Below are 17,032 nucleotides of genomic sequence, written 5' to 3' on the forward strand. Positions count from 1 at the left end.
CGGTGGGCTCAGCGACCGTGCCTAGGATCGGGACCATGGCCGCCGACCGCACGTGGGAACCCCCGAGCGCCGGACGGCCCGACCGTCGGCCCGACCCCGCCGCCGACGAGCCCCTCACCACGCGGGACCGCATCCTCGCCGCTGCCGTGCACCTCACCGGCACCGAGGGCTGGGGCAAGGTCACGATGGCGCGCCTCGCGGCCGCCACCGGGGTGAGCCGGCAGACCGTCTACAACGAGGTCGGCGGCAAGCCCGACCTCGCCGAGGCGATGGTGCTGGGCGAGCTCGCCCGCTTCCTCGCCGAGGTCGACGGCGCCTTCACCGCGCACCCCGACGACCTCACGGCCGCGCTCACCGCCGCCTGCCGCGGCGTGCTCGAGGTGGCGCAGGACAACGAGCTGCTGCACGCCGTCGTGTCGGCCACGCACGGCGCGGAGACCGAGCTGCTGCCGCTGCTCACCACCCACGCCGAGTCGCTGCTCTCGACCGCGAAGGCCGTGCTGCGCGAGCGCATCACGCCGTACGACGTGGCCCTCACCCCCGCCCAGCTCGACGTCAGCGTCGACACGGTGGTGCGCACGATGCTGAGCCACGTGATGCAGCCGAGCGGCACCCCGGAGGAGACGGCGCAGGCCCTGGCCTGGGTCGCGGGCCGCGTGCTGGCCCCGGGGCGGGACTGACGTGCCGGCCCCCGCGACCGTCCTGGTCACCGGCTTCGGTCCGTTCGGCGGCGGCACGGCCAACCCCTCGGGCGACGTGCTGCCGCTGGTCGCCGACGCGTGGACGCGCCCCGAGCGCCTGGTGACCGCCGTGCTGCCCGTCGAGTTCGGTACGTCGGGCGACGCCCTGCGGGTCCTGCTCGACGCGCACCGGCCGTCGGTCGTGGTGGCGCTCGGGCTGGCCCAGGGCCGGTCGGCGATCACGCCCGAGCGGGTGGCGGTGAACCTCGACGACGCCCGGATCCCCGACAACGCCGGCGCGCAGCCGTGCGACGCCCCCGTCGTCGCGGACGGTCCCACGGCGTACCTCTCGACGCTGCCCGTGAAGGCCGCCGTCGCCGCGGTCCGCGCGGCCGGGCTGCCCGCCGAGCTCTCCCACACGGCCGGCAGCTACGTGTGCAACCACGTCTTCTACGCGCTCCAGCACGCGCTCGCGGGTCGCGGGGTGCGCTCCGGGTTCGTGCACGTGCCGGGGTACGACGTGCTCGCGGCGCCGCAGCTGGCCGTCGGCGTCACGGCACTCCTGGGCGCCGTGCTCGACCGCTCGGCGGACGCCGGCGACCTCGTCGTCGCCGCCGGCATCGTCGACTGACGCCGTACCTGCCCCGCATCCGCCGTGGCCTCGGCCGAAGCGGTCCGTGAGGTGGGTCACGCCCGGTACGATCCGGGGTCGGAGGGAAGGGGATCCATGCGCGGGCGAAGCGGTCGTCGGCGAGCCGGCCGGCCAGCACGCCGTCGGCTCGTGGCACTGTCGTCCGCCCTGGTGCTGGCGGCCTCCCTCGCGGCCTGCGGCGTCGGTGACGACGACGTCGCCGAGGTGAGCGCGAACCCGACCGACGACGCGCCGACCACCACCGCGCCCGGCGAGCCCGGCGTCGTGGACGAGGGCGACGCCCCGACGGAGGACGAGCGGCTCCGCGCCATGGCCGAGAACGCCGTCGACCCGCCCGGCGAGCTCACGGAGGGCCTGCTCGGCTCCGACCTCCTCGTCTACTCGACCGACCCCCTCGACGACGAGACGATCAGCGCGATCGGCGACCTGCCCGGCGTCGTGGCGGCCGAGCCGATGGGACTCGCGCAGATCCCGGTCGAGGACCAGGTGCTGTTCGTCGCGGCCGTCGACCCCGCGTCGTACCGTCGCTTCACGCCCGCGGAGAGCGCCCAGCTGCTCGACGTCTGGACCCGGGTCGCGGGCGGCGAGGTGGCGGTGCAGGCCGACCTCGGCGAGCGGCTCCAGGACGACGAGGGCTACCTGCGCCTCGGCAACGAGGCCACCTCGCCGCAGCTGCACGTCGGCGCGCTGGCCCCGCAGATCCCGCGCGTGCAGGCCGTCGTGAACGAGCGCTGGGGCGCGTCGCTCGGCATCGAGGGCACGAACGCGGTGCTGATCGCGACCGGGGCGACGGCCCCGCAGGAGGTGCGGCCCGCGCTGCAGGAGATCGCCGGCGACGGTGCCTCGGTGCAGCTGCTCGGCCCCGACCTGGACGTGACCGTGCAGCAGACCGCCGTGCTCACCGGCGGCTCGGTCGCCTCGGCCGTCGGCACGTTCAACTACCGCGTGCTCGACGGCGGCCGGCTCGCGCCCGACCAGGCGTGGGTCGACGCCAACATCCGCACCGCGCAGGTGCCGATCCTCGGCAGCGTGACCTGCCACCGGGTGATGCTGCCGCAGCTCGAGGCGGCGCTGCGCGAGGTCGTCGACCGCGGGCTGGCCGACAAGATCGTGCCGGGGCAGTACGCCGGCTGCTACTACCCGCGCTTCATCGCGGGCTCGACCCAGCCGTCGCTGCACTCCTACGGCATCGCGTTCGACATCAACGTGCCGGGCAACCAGCGCGGCACGGTCGGCGACCTCGACCGCTCCGTCGTGCAGATCTTCAAGAAGTGGGGCTTCGCCTGGGGCGGCGACTGGAGCTACACCGACCCGATGCACTTCGAGCTCGCCCGCCTCGTCGAGGCGCGCTGAGCGTCAGACCCTGCAGAACCGGTAGCGGGGCTCGTCCTCGCCGGCGCCGTCGGACACCTCGACGTGGCCGCAGGCCGACCGCACGAGGTCCCAGCTCGTGGAGGGCTCCGCGGCGACGAACGCGTCCGTCAGGGCCTCGATGTCGGGCTCGTCGTCGCCGTCCAGGTAGGCGGTCAGCAGCGCACCCTCCCGGTCCACCGCGACGTACGTGTCACCCCCGTCGTCGACGACCGCCCCCTCGTCGGTGCCGACGATGCTGCGGCAGTCGTCCCGGTCACCGGTGCGCGTGACGGCCGCGCACGCGTCGCCCTCGGGCTCGAGGTCGACCGTGAACGTGGGGCCGTAGCTCTGCCCGGTCGGGGCGTCCCCCTCGTAGGTGATCGTCACGACCGGTCGCGCCACCGTGATGCCGTCGACGCTGCTCTCCTGGGAGTCGAGGTCGACCGAGCGCGCCTCCCAGCCCTCGATCTCCGGCAGGTACGACGCGATGCCCGACCCGGCGACGCGGTCGGCGAGGTCGGAGCGGAACCGGTGGTCGGCCACGACGTCGCCGACGGGCAGGGCGAGCGCCATGACGACCACGAGCGGGGCGATCAGCATGGCCAGGGCGAACCCGAGCTCGGACTCGAGCAGGCGCAGGTCGACGAGGTGGAGGGCCGGCACCACCACGATGACGGCGCCGAGCACGGCGGCGAGCGCCCACCCACCGGTCCAGCCGGGGATGCCGACGCGTCCGGTGAGGAGCAGGAGCACCATGACGACGGGCGCGGCGAACGCGGTCGAGAGCACGGTGATCGCGAGGCCCTGCGGCACGCCGAGGACCCGGAGCGCGTGGCCGACGCCGAACGAGGCCGCGACGGTGAGCACGAGGCCGACGAGCACCACCCAGGCGTTGGGCGCGACGGGGAGGGCGACGGCGGCGGGCGCGACGAGGAGGACGCCGGGCACGACGGCCACGAGCTGACCGGGCTCGAAGGCCTCGGCGCGGGGGCGGGGCGGGAGGAAGCCGCCCTCGGTGGGGTGGGAGGTCATGGACGTCCCTCTTCCCCCTCGTGTGACCCGGCTAACGTGCAGGTCATGCGCGCAGCCCAGGTCATCGACACCACCGGTCCGGACGACGTCGTCGTCGCCGAGCTCCCCGAGCCCACCCCCGGGCCGGGTGACGTGCTCATCGACGTGCACAGCGTCGGCGTCTCGTTCCCGGACCTCCTGCTCAGCCGCGGCCAGTACCAGGTGCGCCCCGAGCTGCCGTTCGCCCTCGGCACGGACGTCGCGGGGGTCGTCGTGTCGGCGCCGGAGGGCTCGGGGCTGGTGGAGGGCCAGCGGGTGGTCTCCATCGCGGGGTACGGCGGGGCCGCCGAGCGGTTCGTCGCGCCCGCCGCGATGGTGCTGCCGCTGCCCGACCGCCTCTCGTACGACGAGGGCGCCGCGCTGCCGATGAACTACCTCACCGCGCACTTCGCGCTGCGGAAGCGGGCGGGGCTCGAGGCCGGCGAGACCGTGCTGGTGCACGGCGCGGCGGGCGGCGTCGGCACCGCGACGATCCAGGTGGCCAAGGCGTACGGCGCGACCTCCGTCGCCGTGGTGTCGACCGACGAGAAGGGCGAGGTCGCCCGGGCCGCCGGCGCCGACCACGTCGTGCTCCTCGACGGCTTCAAGGACGCGGTCGCGGAGATCACGGGCGGCCGGGGCGTCGACGTGGTCGTCGACGTCGTGGGCGGCGACGTCTTCCTCGACTCCCTGCGCTCGCTGGCGCCGCTCGGCCGGCTGCTCGTCATCGGCTTCGCGTCGGGCCAGGGCATCCCGGAGGTCAAGGTGAACCGGCTGCTCCTCACCAACACCGACGTGCGCGGCGTGGGCTGGGGCGAGCACGTGCGCCGCAACCCGGGCTACCCGGCCGAGCAGTGGGCCGACCTCCTGCCGCACCTCGAGTCCGGCGCGCTGCGGCCGCCGGTGGGGGCGTCGTACGCGCTCGAGGAGTTCCCGCAGGCGCTGCGCGACCTCGACGAGCGGCGCGCGCTCGGCAAGATCGTGGTGCGGGTGCGCGGCTGACCCGCCGAGCCGCCTGCCCGGGTCGCCCGGGCGCGGCGGCCGGGCGGGCTGTCGGTCGGCGTGGTTAGTGTGGAACCCGTGACGATGCTCGACGCTGCCCGTGAGGGGATGGACCCGGCGGTCCGTCCCACCGACGACCTCTTCGGCCACGTGAACGGCCGGTGGCTGGAGACCGCGGAGATCCCCGACGACCGCTCCAGCTGGGGGCCGTTCGTCGCCCTCGCCGACGCGGCGGAGGAGCACGTGCGCGAGATCATCACCTCGCTGGCGGAGCGGGTGACCACCGATCCCGACGGCGTCGACGCCGACGCGGCGAAGATCGGGGCGCTCTACGCCTCGTTCATGGACACCGACACGATCGCCGCGCGCGGCCTCGACCCGGTGCTGCCCTACCTCCACGCGGTCGCGGGCCTGCGCGACCTCCGCGAGCTGGCGGCGCTCGTCGGCGAGCTCGAGCGCGTGGGCGGCACGGGCTTCTTCGGGTCCTACGTGAGCACCGACGCGAAGAACTCCGACCGCTACGTGTTCCACCTCAGCCAGGGCGGGCTCGGCCTGCCCGACGAGTCCTACTACCGCGACGAGAAGTTCGACGAGACCGTCGAGGCCTACTCCGCCTACCTCACGCGGCTGCTGACGATCGTGGGCCACGACGACCCCGTCGCGGCCGCCGAGACCGTCGTCGCCGTCGACCGCCGGCTCGCCCACGGGCACTGGGAGCGCGCGGAGACCCGCGACATCCAGAAGACCTACAACCTGCTGACGCTGGCCGAGCTCGTCGAGCTCGCGCCGTCGTTCGACTGGGAGGTCTACGCCCGCAACCTCTCCGGCGCGGCCTCGGGGGCCGACGAGCTGCTGGCCGAGGTCGTCGTGAAGCAGCCGTCGTACTTCTCGCACCTCTCCGAGGTGCTGGCCGCGGTGCCGATCGAGAGCTGGCGCACGTGGCTGACGACGCGCGTGCTGCGCGCGTTCGCGCCGTACCTGACCGACGACCTGGTCGAGACCAACTTCGACTTCTACGGCCGCACCCTCAACGGCACGCCCCAGCTGCGGGCGCGCTGGAAGCGGGCGGTGACGTTCGTCGAGGGCGCCGTCGGCGAGGCCGTGGGTCGCGAGTACGTCGCGCGCCACTTCCCGCCGCGGTCGAAGGCGATGATGGACGAGCTGGTCGACCACCTCACGGAGGCCTACCGCCGCTCGATCCTCGGCCTCGACTGGATGACGGAGGAGACGAAGCAGCGGGCGCTCGAGAAGCTCGGCACCTTCGTGCCGAAGATCGGCTACCCGGTGCGGTGGCGCGACTACTCCGGCCTCGCCGTGGTGCCCGACGACCTCGTCGACAACGTGGCCGCGGCGTCGGGGTTCGAGACCGACCGCCAGCTCGCGAAGATCGGCGGGCCCGTCGACCGCGACGAGTGGTTCATGCTCCCGCAGACGGTCAACGCCTACTACAACCCGGGCACCAACGAGATCTGCTTCCCGGCCGCGATCCTGCAGCCGCCGTTCTTCTCGCCCGACGCCCACCCTGCCGAGAACTACGGCGGCATCGGCGCGGTCATCGGCCACGAGATCGGCCACGGCTTCGACGACCAGGGCGCGCAGTACGACGGGCAGGGCAACCTCAACGACTGGTGGACCCCGGCCGACAAGGCCGCGTTCGAGGTCAAGAGCACGGCGCTGATCAGCCAGTACGACGGCTTCTCGCCGCGCACGCTGCCGGGCGAGCACGTCAACGGCGCGCTCACGGTGGGCGAGAACATCGGCGACCTCGGCGGCCTCACCATCGGTCACAAGGCCTACCTGATCTCGCTCGACCTCGATCCCGATGGCGGTCCGACGGTCACGCCCGACGCGGAGGGCCTCACAGGCTCGCAGCGGCTGTTCCTCAACTGGGCCCACCTCTGGCGCACGAAGCGGCGCCCGGAGCAGGAGCGGCAGTACCTGACGATCGACCCGCACTCGCCGCCGGAGTTCCGCGCCAACATCGTGCGCAACCTCGAGGAGTTCCACGCCGCGTTCGGCACGCAGCCGGGTGACGGCCTCTGGCTCGAGCCCGACCAGCGCGTCCGGATCTGGTGACCGACGTGGCCGGCCCGTCCACGCCGTTCCCGCCCGAGGTGGTCGACGCCGTGCTCGCGCACATGAACGACGACCACGGCGACGACAGCCTGCTCATCGTCCAGGCCTTCGGGGCCCCGCACGCCGTCGCGGCCACGATGAACGCCGTCGACGGCGAGGCCGGCACCTGGGTGGTCACCGACGAGGACGGCGTCAGCGAGGAGCTCCGCATCATCTGGCCGGGCGGCCCCCTCGCCGAGCGCGCCGAGATCCGCCGCGAGGTCGTCGTCCTGTACGACGAGGCCTGCCGCAGCCTGGGCCGCGAGCCACGACCGCACTGATCCGCGCCAGTCCTGGTCCGCGCCCTGCTCTCCGCGGTCGCCGCGGACGTCATCCGGATCGTGGTGCCGGGGGCTCGGAGTGGATGACGTCCGGGCGATCGGCCCCCTCCACCCCACCCCGGCACCGCACCCGGATCTCCTCGGCGGTCCGCGCCATGGTGGCGCGGGCGCGGGCGGGGTCCTCGGTCCAGAAGTAGTGGTCGACGCCGGGCGTCGTGTCGTGCCAGACGTCGATGCCCGCGGCGCGGAGGCGGGCGGCGTACCGGTCGCCCTCGTCACGCAGGGTGTCGCGCTCGGCGGTCATCACGACGGCCGGCGGCAGGCCCTCGACCGACGTGGCGCGCAGCGGTGAGGCGTACGGGTGGGCGCGGGTCGAGACGTCGGGGAAGTAGACGCGGCGCACGAGCGCGCGCAGCGCGGGGCTGATCATGCCGGGGCGGTGGGGGTCGGGCTCGCCGGCGATGTCGAGCGCGGGCACCCCCAGCACCTGCAGGCAGGGCGCGAAGCTCCCCGAGTCACGGGCCTGGAGGCACACCGACGCCGCCAGGCCGCCGCCCGAGCTGAGGCCGCCCACGGCCACGGCCGCCGGGTCCACCGGCACGCGGAGCGCAGCGGCTCCCGCCGGGCTCGCCACCCACGCGGCGACGTCGTGGCACTGCTCCTGGGCGACGGGGTACGACGCCCGCGGCGCGACCACGAAGTCGACGTTGACCACGGTGACGCCGGCGGTCGCGGCGACGTACCGGCACCAGAAGTCGTCCATCCGGGCGTGCCGCATCAGGAACGCACCGCCGTGGAGGTGGACGTAGGCGCCGGTGGGGCCGTCGGGTGCGGCGGGGTCGACGGGCGGTCGGTAGACGAAGACCCGGACGCGGCCGCGCCGGGTGGGGACGCGGTGGGTGGTCGGGCGCGGCAGGTCGGTGCCCGCGAAACGCAGGCCCTCGCCGTACCGGACGGTCAGCGGGGCCACCAGCTGGCCGAGGTGGAGCCGGACGCGGTCGGAGATCCTCACCGCGGTGGTTCGGCGGCCTCCGGCGAGTGGATGGGCCGGCCACCGCGCTGCGGACCGGACGGGCCGGACGCACGCCGGCCCCACCGGCAGCTGGGGACTGCCGGCGGGGCCGTGGGGTGCGGTGAAGCGGTGGGGCGGCTCAGAAGACGAAGAGCGCGAGCACGACGATCACGGCGAGGACGAGGGCGATGATGGCGATGGTGCGAGTGGTCATGGTGATTCTCCTTCGGTGGGGTGGACCGGCGTCATCGGTCAGCCGACGTCGTCGAGCCGCTGGGGCTCGCCGACGACCGGCATCGTGGGGACGACGGCGTGAGCCTCGAACGTCTGCGTCACCGCGGCCATGAGGGCCAGGGCGACGGCGGGTCGGACCGGGGTCCGGCGCGCCTCGCGCTCGAGGAACTTGAGGTCGTCGAGGAGGCCTCGACGCTCGGTCGCGGGGAGGGGCAGGAACCGGAACGCGAGCAGGGCGGCGGTCGCGAACTCGTCGATGGTCGACGACGTCACGGCCTCGACGTCCCAGACGTCGCCCCGGTGGGGCAGGTGGCCCACGTTCTGCTGCATCTCGCTCCTCGTGCCGCTGGCGGCTGCCCGGCAGGTCGCGTCGGTGCCCGCCGCGATGCGTGATCGCGGCGGGCACCATGACGACCTGGCGTGCAGATCGAGGAGTCGGTACCCCGCCGAGCGGAGTTCAGCCCCGCGAGCTCCGCGAGCCCCGTGAGGAGCGCGGCGTCAGCCGGTCGGTCCGCCGTCGTTGGCGCGGATGCGGGCGAGGCGCTCGTTGTACTCGCGCAGCGCCGCGTCGTCGCTCGCGGCCTCGCGCCGGTCGTGCTGGCGCGCCTCGCGAATGTCGCTGCGGAACCACTGGAACAGCACGATGATCACCACCATGAGGATCGGGATCTCTCCGACGGCCCAGGCCAGCGACCCGCCCAGGTACTGGTCGTCGAGCAGGTCGGTGGCGTACGGCCGGTCCAGGCTCGCGTAGAAGTCGCCGCCCACGGGCTGGCTGCTCGACATCAGCGCGATCGAGAAGAACGCGTGGAACGGCGCCACCACCAGGAGCATCCCGATGCGGGCCAGGTAGGGCAGGCGGTGCGGCACCGGCGCGATCCCGACGAGGGACTCGTAGAAGAGGAACCCGGTGAGGAGGAAGTGCACCTCCATCCACGCGTGCCCGAGGTGGTTGGTCATCAGCCAGCCGAACGCGCCGGTGAAGTAGATGGCGTAGAGGCTGCCGACGAACAGCAGCGCCGTCACGATCGGGTGGGTCAGCACGACCGCCGGTCGGCTCGCGAGCGCCGCGGCGAGGATCTGGCGGGGCCCCTGGCCGCCGCGCACGTCGCTGCCCGGCAGCGCCCGCAGCGCCAGCGAGATCGGGGCGCCAGTGACGAGCAGGATCGGCGCCACCATCGACAGCACCATGTGGCTCACCATGTGCGCGCTGAAGAGCACGTGGCTGTAGGAGCCGAGGCCGCCGATCGTGCAGTAGGCCACGAGCAGCAGCCCCAGCACGAACGCGATGGTGCGACCGACGGGCCACGAGTCGCCGCGACGGTGCAGCGTGCGCACGCCCACGGCGTACCCGACGAACCCGAGCAGCACGACGAGCAGCCCGATGCCCGAGGGGTTGAACGACCACAGCAGGCGCTCGGCGGTGGGGGCCGGCGGCAGGGGCGCGCCGAGGATCGCCTCCACGCCGGACGTGTAGGGGTCGCCCGCCGGCGGCGCGGTGCGCGAGAGGGCGACGCCGAGGCCGAACGCGGCGCTCATGAGCGTGAGCTCGACGCCGGTGAGCAGGGCGAACGACCGCGTCGTACGGCGCGGAGCCGCCCCGTCGGGGGCGTCCCCGGGGCTCGCGGGCTCCAGGCCGGCGACGACCCGGCGTCGTACGACGAGCGCCACGACCGCGACAGCGGCCAGGACGGCCGTCTTGGCGAGGGCGCCGCGGCCGTACGTCGTGGTGACGAGGCCGCCGAGACCACCGACCCGGACGACGGCGTTGACGACGCCGGACACGGCGACGAGGCCGAGGCACCAGGCGGCGAGCACGGAGAAGCGGCGGGCGGCCCGGGCGCGCTGGGCGGGGGCGTCGGCGAGGTGCCACCACAGCGCCAGCACGCCGCCGACCCAGACGACGGCGGCGAGCACGTGCACGACCATCGAGACGACCGCGAGGTCGTGGGAGCCCGAGCTGGCCGAGTGGCCCGTGAGCACGGGCGGCACGAGCGCGAGCAGGGCGAGACCGGCGAGGCCGGTGACCTCCCGCACCGTCACCACCCAGCGGCTCACCACGACGACGACGGCCACCAGCACGAGCTGCGCCGAGGCGGCCTGGCCCTGGCTCACCTGGGTGAACCAGCTCGACACGGTGGCGTAGTCGAGGTCGCCGACCGGCAGGGCGAAGAGGTCGGAGACGGTGAAGACGCCCTGCACGAGCACGGCGAGCACCCAGACCACGCCGGCCACCGCCGCCGTGCGCACCGCCCGGCGGCTGGTGCGCCCGAGGTCGTCGGCGAGGCGCACCGAGACGAGCACCGGCACGAGCAGGCAGGCGACCACGACGACCGCCGCGACGTGCACGACGTAGTCGAGCGCGGGGATCGCCCACCCGGTCAGGGCGCCGGGGTCGGGGATGCCGGCGGGCGCCTGCTGGGGACCGCCGCCGCCGACCTGCAGCAGCGCCCAGCCGGCCAGCACACCGACCACCAGCGCGCCGACCGCCACGGGCCCGAGCCGCCGGGCGCGGGTGGGCGCCTCCGGGGCGCTCGGGGAGGTGTCGCCCTCGGGGCGGGTGGTCGGCTGGTCGGTCGTGGTCACGTGCGGCTCCTCCGCAGGGCCAGGGCGAGGAAGGCACCGGCGACGAGCACGAAGCCGCCGATCATCACGACGTGGTCGTCGTGGCGGCTCCACCAGCCGCGGTCGTCGGCCGTGGTGCCGGCGGCCGCGCCGTCACCGGTGGCCTCCAGGGTCTCGCCGTCGCGCTCGTCGGCACCGGACGCGGCGCCGGCGTCCTCCGGCTCGGCGGCCGCGGGGCCGCCCTCGCCGACGCTGAACGCCAGCTGGCCCGTGATCGGGTGCCCGTCGGAGGAGATCACCCGGTAGGCGAGCGTGTAGCCGCCCTCGGTGCTGCCCGAGACCGCCTGGGAGACGGTCTCGCCGTCGATCACCGGATCGCCCTCGACGACGTCGCCGTCCGGACCGGTCACGACGACGTACGCCGGGACCCGCACGTCCTGGCTGAACACCAGCTCGACCTCGCCCGGCAGCGCGTCCAGGGTCGCGTCGGCCTCGGGCGTGGAGGAGACCAGGCTGGCGTGGGCGGTCGCCGGGGACGCGACCACGCCCAGCCCGAGCAGGGCCAGCAGCGGGGCCGCGAGCAGCACGGCGAGCAGGCGGCGGTTCACGGGGTGTCTCCGTTCGGGGACGTCGGGGTCGTCGGGGTCGGTACGGCGGAGCCGCTCACGGTGGGTGGCGGCAGCCCCAGCATCTCGCGGCCCACGAAATCACCCTCGACGCAGGCCGGGGGAACGGCGTACACGGCCGAGCCGATCGCCGTCACCCACTCGTTGAGCAGGTCGAGCTCGTCGAGCCGGGCCTGCACCGGCACGAACTGCCGGGCCAGGTCGGCGGCGTACGCGAGGAACAGCAGACCCGTCTCGCCGGTGGGGAGGGAGTAGTTGTAGCCGCGGCGCAGGAACTGCTGCTCGGGGTCGTCGCTGCGGGCGCGCCGCACGTGGCTGGCCGGGTCGATGACCGGGAACCCGGAGGCGTCGGTGGCCTCGAAGTCCGGCTCGTCGTGCTCGGCCCCGCCGGTGAGCGGAGCGCCGTCGGAGAGGCGTCGGCCGACGCTGAACTCCCGGGCGACCCGGTCGGTGCGGTCCCAGTCGACCATGTCCATGGCGATGCGGCGCACCACGAGGAAGGTCCCGCCGTCGAAGCCGGCGGCCCGACCAGTGCTCCACAGCAGCCGGCCCTGGTCGGCCGTCGGCAGGTTCACCGTGCCGTCGACCTGGCCCATGAGGTTGCGCATCGTCGTGCCGTCGGGGTCGCTGCCGCGGGCGCGCCGGAAGCCCTCCTGCACCCATGTGGTGCGGGTGAACGGGGCGGCGTCCTTGAGCAGCATCCGGCGCGCGTGGGCGACGCTCACGGGGTCGTCGGAGCTGACCTGCACCAGGAGGTCGGTCTGGCCCCAGGCCGGGTCGAGCGCGTCCTGGGCGAACTCGGGCAGCGGCTCGAGGCCGGGGTCGTACGCCGGGCGCAGCGACGCCAGCACGCGGGGGCCGAAGCCGAAGGTCACCGTCAGCCGGGCCGGACGCACGGCCAGCTCCGGCTCGGTGTCGGCGAGCGCCCCGCCGCCGGCCGTGAGCCGGGAGGCGTCGTCGCTGAGCAGCCGCAGGAGCCGAGCCAGCCCGTCGAGGTCGACGGGTGCCCCGGGTGCGTCGGGGTCGGCGAGCAGGTCCAGGCCGAGCAGGGAGGTCTGGGCCTGGGGCACCGTGGTGATGCCGGCCTGGTGCACGCCGTGGAAGGGCTCGACGTCGCCGCCGAGCACCGCGGGGGTCGCCTCGGCGGCGGCCGCGGCCGGGGCCGCGGGGTCGTCGACGACGCCCCGCGTGCCCCAGCCGACGGCCGTGCCGCCGATCGCGGCGGCACCCGTGGTGAGCAGGTGCCGCCGCCCGATGCCTCGGGTCACTGGTCTCCCATGTCCATGTCGTCCATGGAGCCGTCGTCCATGTCCATCTCCATGTCGCCGGAGTACTCCTCGTCCGCGCCGCTGAACGGCTTGACGATCGCGTGGAAGTCCTGCGTCGAGCCGTCGGAGAGCTCGAGCACGATGCGCACGTCGTCCCCGGCCTCGAGCGGCGCGGGGAGGTCCATGAGCATGAGGTGGTCGCCGCCGGCGGTCAGCTCGTGCGTGCCGTCGGCGGGCACGGTGAAGCCGCCCTCCTTGGGCTGCATGACCATGGCGCCGTCGTCGCCGGCGACGACCTCGTGCAGCTCGACGAGGCCGGCGACGTCGGTCGAGGCGCTGACGACCGTGACGTCCTCGTCGGTCTCGTTGACGAACGTGCCGAAGGCCGCCGTCATCTCGGTGTCGGTGGCCTTGACCCAGGGGTCGGTCACCGTGAGGGGGCCGGTGGCGCCCGTGGTGGTGTCGTCGGACGCGGACGCGCTGGTGTCGTCGGACGCCGCGGCGCTGTCGTCGCTGCCGCAGCCGGTGAGCAGCAGCAGGGTGGCGGCGGAGGCGGCGAGCCCGAGACGGGCACGGCGCGGGCCGTGGGGGCGGTGGATCGTGGTGCGCACGAGGTGCTCCTGGGGGTGGTCGCGCGTCGGTGCTCCGACGCGCGGACGAGGCGTCCGTGCTCCCGGGCGCCGCGGAGCAGGGCTCAGGCGGCGGCCAGGACGGTGCCGGACGCGAGGACGGTGAGGTCGTCGGCCGGTGGGCCCCGGGAGGCATGGGGGGAGCGGTGGGTCTCGGCGGGCCCGGTCGTGCGGAGGGCGACCACGGGCGTACGGCGCACGCCCGGCACGACGGCGACCCGCGGCACCGCGGGCACCAGGCGCCCGACCGCCGCGAGCGCCAGCCGCCACCAGGCGCGCTCGGCCCCCAGGGCCGCGGCCACGGAGACCGCGCCGGCCGCGAGGTGGGCCAGCAGCATGGGGAGCGCGCCGTCGTGGCTGCTCGGGGCATGGAGGCTGAACCCGAGGTGGAACACGGCCTGCGCGAGGATCGCGGCGCCGGTCAGGCCGAGGACGTCGAGGCGGGCCCGGCTCAGCGGGGCGCACGCGGCCGCTCCGACAGCGGCGGCGAGCACCGCCAGCCACACCGGGGGCGTCGCGCCGCCCGCGAGGCCGTGGGCCACGACCGCCCCGGCTCCGCAGAGCGCACCGGCGCTCAGGGCGCGGCGGGTGCGCAGCGGTGCGGCGGGCATGACGGGTTCCTCGGGGTCTGCGGGCGGTCCGTCCAGTATGACGCGCCTCCGTCCACAGGGCCGAGCCCGCCCCGGGGGCCGTTGGGGGTGGGCGCTGGTAGACAAGGGCGCGTGACCCCCGAGACGAGCGCCGTGCCCTCCGCCGAGCCTGCCGACACCGCGGCCGACCCCGTGGCCGAGCCCGTCGACGAGGGGGCCCGTGCCGCCGTACGACGGGAGGCCGAGGGCCACCTGCGGGCGCTCGTCGGCCGTGACGACGCCCAGCTGCGCGACGACCAGTGGGTCGCGATCGAGGCGCTCGCCGTCGACCGGAGGCGCGCGCTGGTCGTGCAGCGCACCGGCTGGGGCAAGTCGGCGGTCTACTTCGTGGCGACGGCCCTGCTGCGCGCCCATGGCGCCGGGCCGACGGTGATCGTGTCGCCGCTGCTCGCCCTGATGCGCAACCAGATCGCCGCGGCCCAGCGTGCCGGTGTGAAGGCGGTGACGATCAACTCCACGAACCTCACCGACTGGGAGGAGATCCACTCCGCCATCGCGGCTGGCGAGGTCGACGTGCTGCTCGTGAGCCCCGAGCGGCTCAACAACCCGTCGTTCCGCGACGAGGTGCTCCCGCGGCTGTCGGCCACGACCGGCCTGCTCGTGGTCGACGAGGCCCACTGCATCTCCGACTGGGGCCACGACTTCCGGCCCGACTACCGCCGCATCCGCACGCTGCTCGACGAGCTGCCGACCGGGGTCCCGGTGCTCGCCACCACCGCCACGGCCAACGCCCGCGTGACCTCCGACGTGGCCGAGCAGCTGGGCGGCATCGACCGCTCCTCCGACGTGCTGGTGCAGCGCGGAACGCTCGACCGGGCCTCGCTCCACCTCGGCGTCGTGCGGCTCGCGACCACCGAGCAGCGCCTCGCCTGGCTCACCGAGCACCTCCGCACGCTCGACGGCTCGGGCATCGTCTACTGCCTGACGGTGGCCACGACGCAGGAGGTGGCGGCCCACCTGCGCGAGCACGGCTACGAGGTGGCGGCCTACTCGGGCCAGACCGACCCCACCGAGCGCTCCGCCCTCGAGGCCGACCTCATCGCCGGCCGGGTCAAGGCGCTCGTCGCCACGAGCGCGCTCGGGATGGGGTTCGACGCCACGCTCGGCTTCGTCGTCAACCTCGGCGCGCCCAGCTCGCCGGTCAGCTACTACCAGCAGGTCGGCCGCGCCGGCCGTGGCGCCGACCAGGCCGAGGTCGTGCTGCTCCCGGGTCGGGAGGACCGTGACATCTGGGCCTACTTCGGCTCGCTCGCGTTCCCGCAGGAGCACCTCGTGCGACAGACCCTCGAGGTGCTGGCGGCCGCCGGTCGCCCGCTCTCGACCGCCACGATCGAGACGGAGGTCGAGCTCAACCGCAACCGCCTCGAGACGATGCTCAAGGTGCTCGACGTCGACGGCGCGGTGCGTCGGGTCAAGGGCGGCTGGGAGTCCACCGGGCAGCCGTGGAGCTACGACGCCGAACGCTACGCCCGCGTCGCCGCGGCCCGCGAGCGCGAGCAGGGCGCGATGCTCGACTACCTCACCACCGACCAGTGCCGCATGAGGTTCCTGCGCGAGCAGCTCGACGACCCGGTCGAGGCCGGGCCCGCGGGCGACTGCGGCCGGTGCGACAACTGCGGCGGCCTCGACCTCGAGTCCGGGGTCGACGAGGCGGCGGTCGCCCAAGCGCGCGCCCACCTCGACCGACCGGGCGTGGTCGTCGGGGCCCGCAAGATGTGGCCGAGCGGGCTCGACCGGCTCGGCATCCCGCTCAAGGGCAAGATCCGCGAGCCCGCCTCCGACGGCCGCGCCGTCGCCCGGCTGACCGACCTCGGCCACGGCCAGGCGCTCCGCGACCTGTTCCGCGAGAAGGCCGACGGCACGTACGACGGGCCGGTCCCCGTGCCGCTCGCGCGGGCCTGCGTCGCGGTGCTCGACGAGTGGCGGCCGGGCGTCGACAGCATCGTGGTCGTCGACTCGCTGCGCCGTCCTGCGCTCGTCCGCGACCTCGCGGAGGGTCTCGCGCGCTACCTGGGGGTGCCGATCGCCGGCCGCTGGACGATCGTCGACGCCTCGGTCCCGCCCGGGGCCGGCGCGGCCAACTCGGCGCAGCGCGTGTCGGCCGTTCGGCGACGGTTCCGGTTCGAGCCGGGCGCCCCGGGGGCCGGCTCGAGCGCCTCGACCGCGCCCGCCGCCGGAGGGGGCGCGTCGTCGTACGCGCTCGAGGAGCCGCCGTACGACCCGGCGGACGAGCCGCCGTACGACCCCGACTACGACTCCTTCGAGCCCGGGTCGGCGCCGCCCGCCCGCCCCGCGGCCGCCCCGGTGCGTGCGACGACCCCGACCGCCGCCCCGTCGCGCGGGGCCACCGCTCCGCCGTCGCCCCCGGCCCGCCTCGGTCGCGTGCTGCTCGTCGACGACCGGGTCGGCACGGGCTGGACGCTCACCCTGGCGGCCGCCGCGCTCCGCGACGCGGGGGCGACCGACGTGCTGCCCCTCGTGCTGGCCACGGAGTCCTGACGGTCGTGGGGAGAGCCGCCCACCTGCGGGCTCCGGCTCGCGACGTGTGAGAGGTTTCACGGCGCCCGGCGACGGAATGCTGGCTCCCATGACCGATCGGATCCAGGTGGCGGCCGACCACATCGGGGCCTTCCACGCCTACATGATGGACATCTCCAACCAGCTGACCGAGATCGGCAGCTACGTGTGGGACAACGTCGCGCTGACGGACGCCTACGGCAGCGGGCTGCTCTCGCCCCTGCGCGACTACATCCGTGACGGCGCCTGCCGCCCGTTCGGCGACGCGCTGTCGAAGGGTCGCACCAGCATGTTCGCGGCCCGGTCGAACCTGTGGGACGTCGGCCACGACTTCGACATGGTCGACGGGGTCGTCTCCGAGTACTTCGAGTCCACCGCCTCGTTCCAGGACGAGTGAG

General features: G+C 74.7%; 16 protein-coding genes. 8 read left to right on the forward strand and 8 right to left on the reverse strand.

Going from position 1 to position 17,032, the window contains the following annotated elements; all coding sequences use genetic code 11:
* Positions 1-35: 35 nt before the first annotated feature.
* The 3 genes from K329_RS28435 (at position 36) to K329_RS0120515 (ending at position 2,685) form a co-directional block, all read left to right on the forward strand.
* On the forward strand, positions 36-680 hold the full coding sequence (locus tag K329_RS28435) for a TetR/AcrR family transcriptional regulator (RefSeq protein ID WP_084541475.1): 645 nt from the start codon (positions 36-38) through the stop codon (positions 678-680).
* A 1-nt stretch (position 681) separates the two neighbouring features.
* Positions 682-1,311: a pyroglutamyl-peptidase I gene (locus K329_RS0120510; protein ID WP_028474505.1), complete on the forward strand. Its 630-nt coding sequence runs from the start codon at positions 682-684 to the stop codon at positions 1,309-1,311.
* Positions 1,312-1,461: 150 nt separating this feature from the next.
* A complete protein-coding gene (locus K329_RS0120515; protein WP_028474506.1) occupies positions 1,462-2,685 on the forward strand; it encodes a M15 family metallopeptidase in 1,224 nt (407 codons plus the stop codon).
* Between the two features lie 3 nt (positions 2,686-2,688).
* On the opposite strand, the gene K329_RS0120520 is transcribed toward K329_RS0120515, so the two are convergent.
* On the reverse strand, positions 2,689-3,717 hold the full coding sequence (locus tag K329_RS0120520; protein WP_028474507.1) for a hypothetical protein: 1,029 nt from the start codon (positions 3,715-3,717) through the stop codon (positions 2,689-2,691).
* A 45-nt stretch (positions 3,718-3,762) separates the two neighbouring features.
* On the opposite strand from K329_RS0120520, the gene K329_RS0120525 reads away from it, so the two are divergent.
* From K329_RS0120525 to K329_RS0120535, 3 genes are all read left to right on the forward strand, one after another.
* Complete coding sequence (locus K329_RS0120525; RefSeq protein WP_028474508.1) at positions 3,763-4,737, forward strand: NADPH:quinone oxidoreductase family protein; 975 nt, start codon at positions 3,763-3,765, stop codon at positions 4,735-4,737.
* 84 nt (positions 4,738-4,821) lie between these two features.
* The gene (locus K329_RS0120530; protein ID WP_211225954.1) at positions 4,822-6,813 is read left to right on the forward strand and encodes a M13 family metallopeptidase; all 1,992 of its coding nucleotides are present in this window, start codon (positions 4,822-4,824) and stop codon (positions 6,811-6,813) included.
* A gap of 5 nt (positions 6,814-6,818) precedes the next feature.
* A complete protein-coding gene (locus tag K329_RS0120535) occupies positions 6,819-7,133 on the forward strand; it encodes a DUF2470 domain-containing protein (RefSeq protein WP_028474510.1) in 315 nt (104 codons plus the stop codon).
* 49 nt (positions 7,134-7,182) lie between these two features.
* Here the strand turns inward: K329_RS0120535 and K329_RS28440 are convergent, their stop codons facing one another.
* The 7 genes from K329_RS28440 to K329_RS31825 all read right to left on the reverse strand — a co-directional run bounded on the left by K329_RS28440 (position 7,183) and on the right by K329_RS31825 (position 14,078).
* Positions 7,183-8,145: an alpha/beta hydrolase fold domain-containing protein gene (locus tag K329_RS28440; RefSeq protein WP_211225919.1), complete on the reverse strand. Its 963-nt coding sequence runs from the start codon at positions 8,143-8,145 to the stop codon at positions 7,183-7,185.
* A 252-nt stretch (positions 8,146-8,397) separates the two neighbouring features.
* Positions 8,398-8,709 carry a hypothetical protein gene (locus K329_RS0120545; RefSeq protein ID WP_028474511.1) on the reverse strand — a complete coding sequence of 104 codons (312 nt, stop codon included), beginning with the start codon at positions 8,707-8,709 and terminating at the stop codon, positions 8,398-8,400.
* Positions 8,710-8,877: 168 nt separating this feature from the next.
* Positions 8,878-10,965: a bifunctional copper resistance protein CopD/cytochrome c oxidase assembly protein gene (locus K329_RS28445; RefSeq protein WP_052337174.1), complete on the reverse strand. Its 2,088-nt coding sequence runs from the start codon at positions 10,963-10,965 to the stop codon at positions 8,878-8,880.
* Positions 10,962-11,552 carry a copper resistance CopC family protein gene (locus K329_RS28450; protein ID WP_052337175.1) on the reverse strand — a complete coding sequence of 197 codons (591 nt, stop codon included), beginning with the start codon at positions 11,550-11,552 and terminating at the stop codon, positions 10,962-10,964. The genes K329_RS28445 and K329_RS28450 overlap by 4 nt, the downstream gene beginning before the upstream one ends.
* Positions 11,549-12,838: a Dyp-type peroxidase gene (locus tag K329_RS31105; RefSeq protein ID WP_211225920.1), complete on the reverse strand. Its 1,290-nt coding sequence runs from the start codon at positions 12,836-12,838 to the stop codon at positions 11,549-11,551. Before K329_RS31105 ends, K329_RS28450 begins: the two co-directional genes overlap by 4 nt.
* Positions 12,835-13,449: a copper chaperone PCu(A)C gene (locus K329_RS32005; RefSeq protein WP_211225921.1), complete on the reverse strand. Its 615-nt coding sequence runs from the start codon at positions 13,447-13,449 to the stop codon at positions 12,835-12,837. The genes K329_RS31105 and K329_RS32005 overlap by 4 nt, the downstream gene beginning before the upstream one ends.
* Before the next feature lie 83 nt (positions 13,450-13,532).
* On the reverse strand, positions 13,533-14,078 hold the full coding sequence (locus tag K329_RS31825) for a hypothetical protein (protein WP_052337176.1): 546 nt from the start codon (positions 14,076-14,078) through the stop codon (positions 13,533-13,535).
* A 111-nt stretch (positions 14,079-14,189) separates the two neighbouring features.
* Between K329_RS31825 and K329_RS0120575 the strand changes: the two genes are divergently transcribed.
* Together K329_RS0120575 and K329_RS0120580 are read left to right on the forward strand one after the other, a co-directional pair.
* Complete coding sequence (locus tag K329_RS0120575) at positions 14,190-16,616, forward strand: RecQ family ATP-dependent DNA helicase (RefSeq protein WP_425411489.1); 2,427 nt, start codon at positions 14,190-14,192, stop codon at positions 16,614-16,616.
* A gap of 88 nt (positions 16,617-16,704) precedes the next feature.
* The gene (locus K329_RS0120580; protein ID WP_028474514.1) at positions 16,705-17,031 is read left to right on the forward strand and encodes a hypothetical protein; all 327 of its coding nucleotides are present in this window, start codon (positions 16,705-16,707) and stop codon (positions 17,029-17,031) included.
* The last annotated feature ends 1 nt before the right edge of the window (position 17,032 follow it).

The organism is Nocardioides alkalitolerans DSM 16699, assembly GCF_000426525.1.
GTDB classification, from domain to species: Bacteria; Actinomycetota; Actinomycetes; order Propionibacteriales; family Nocardioidaceae; genus Nocardioides; species Nocardioides alkalitolerans.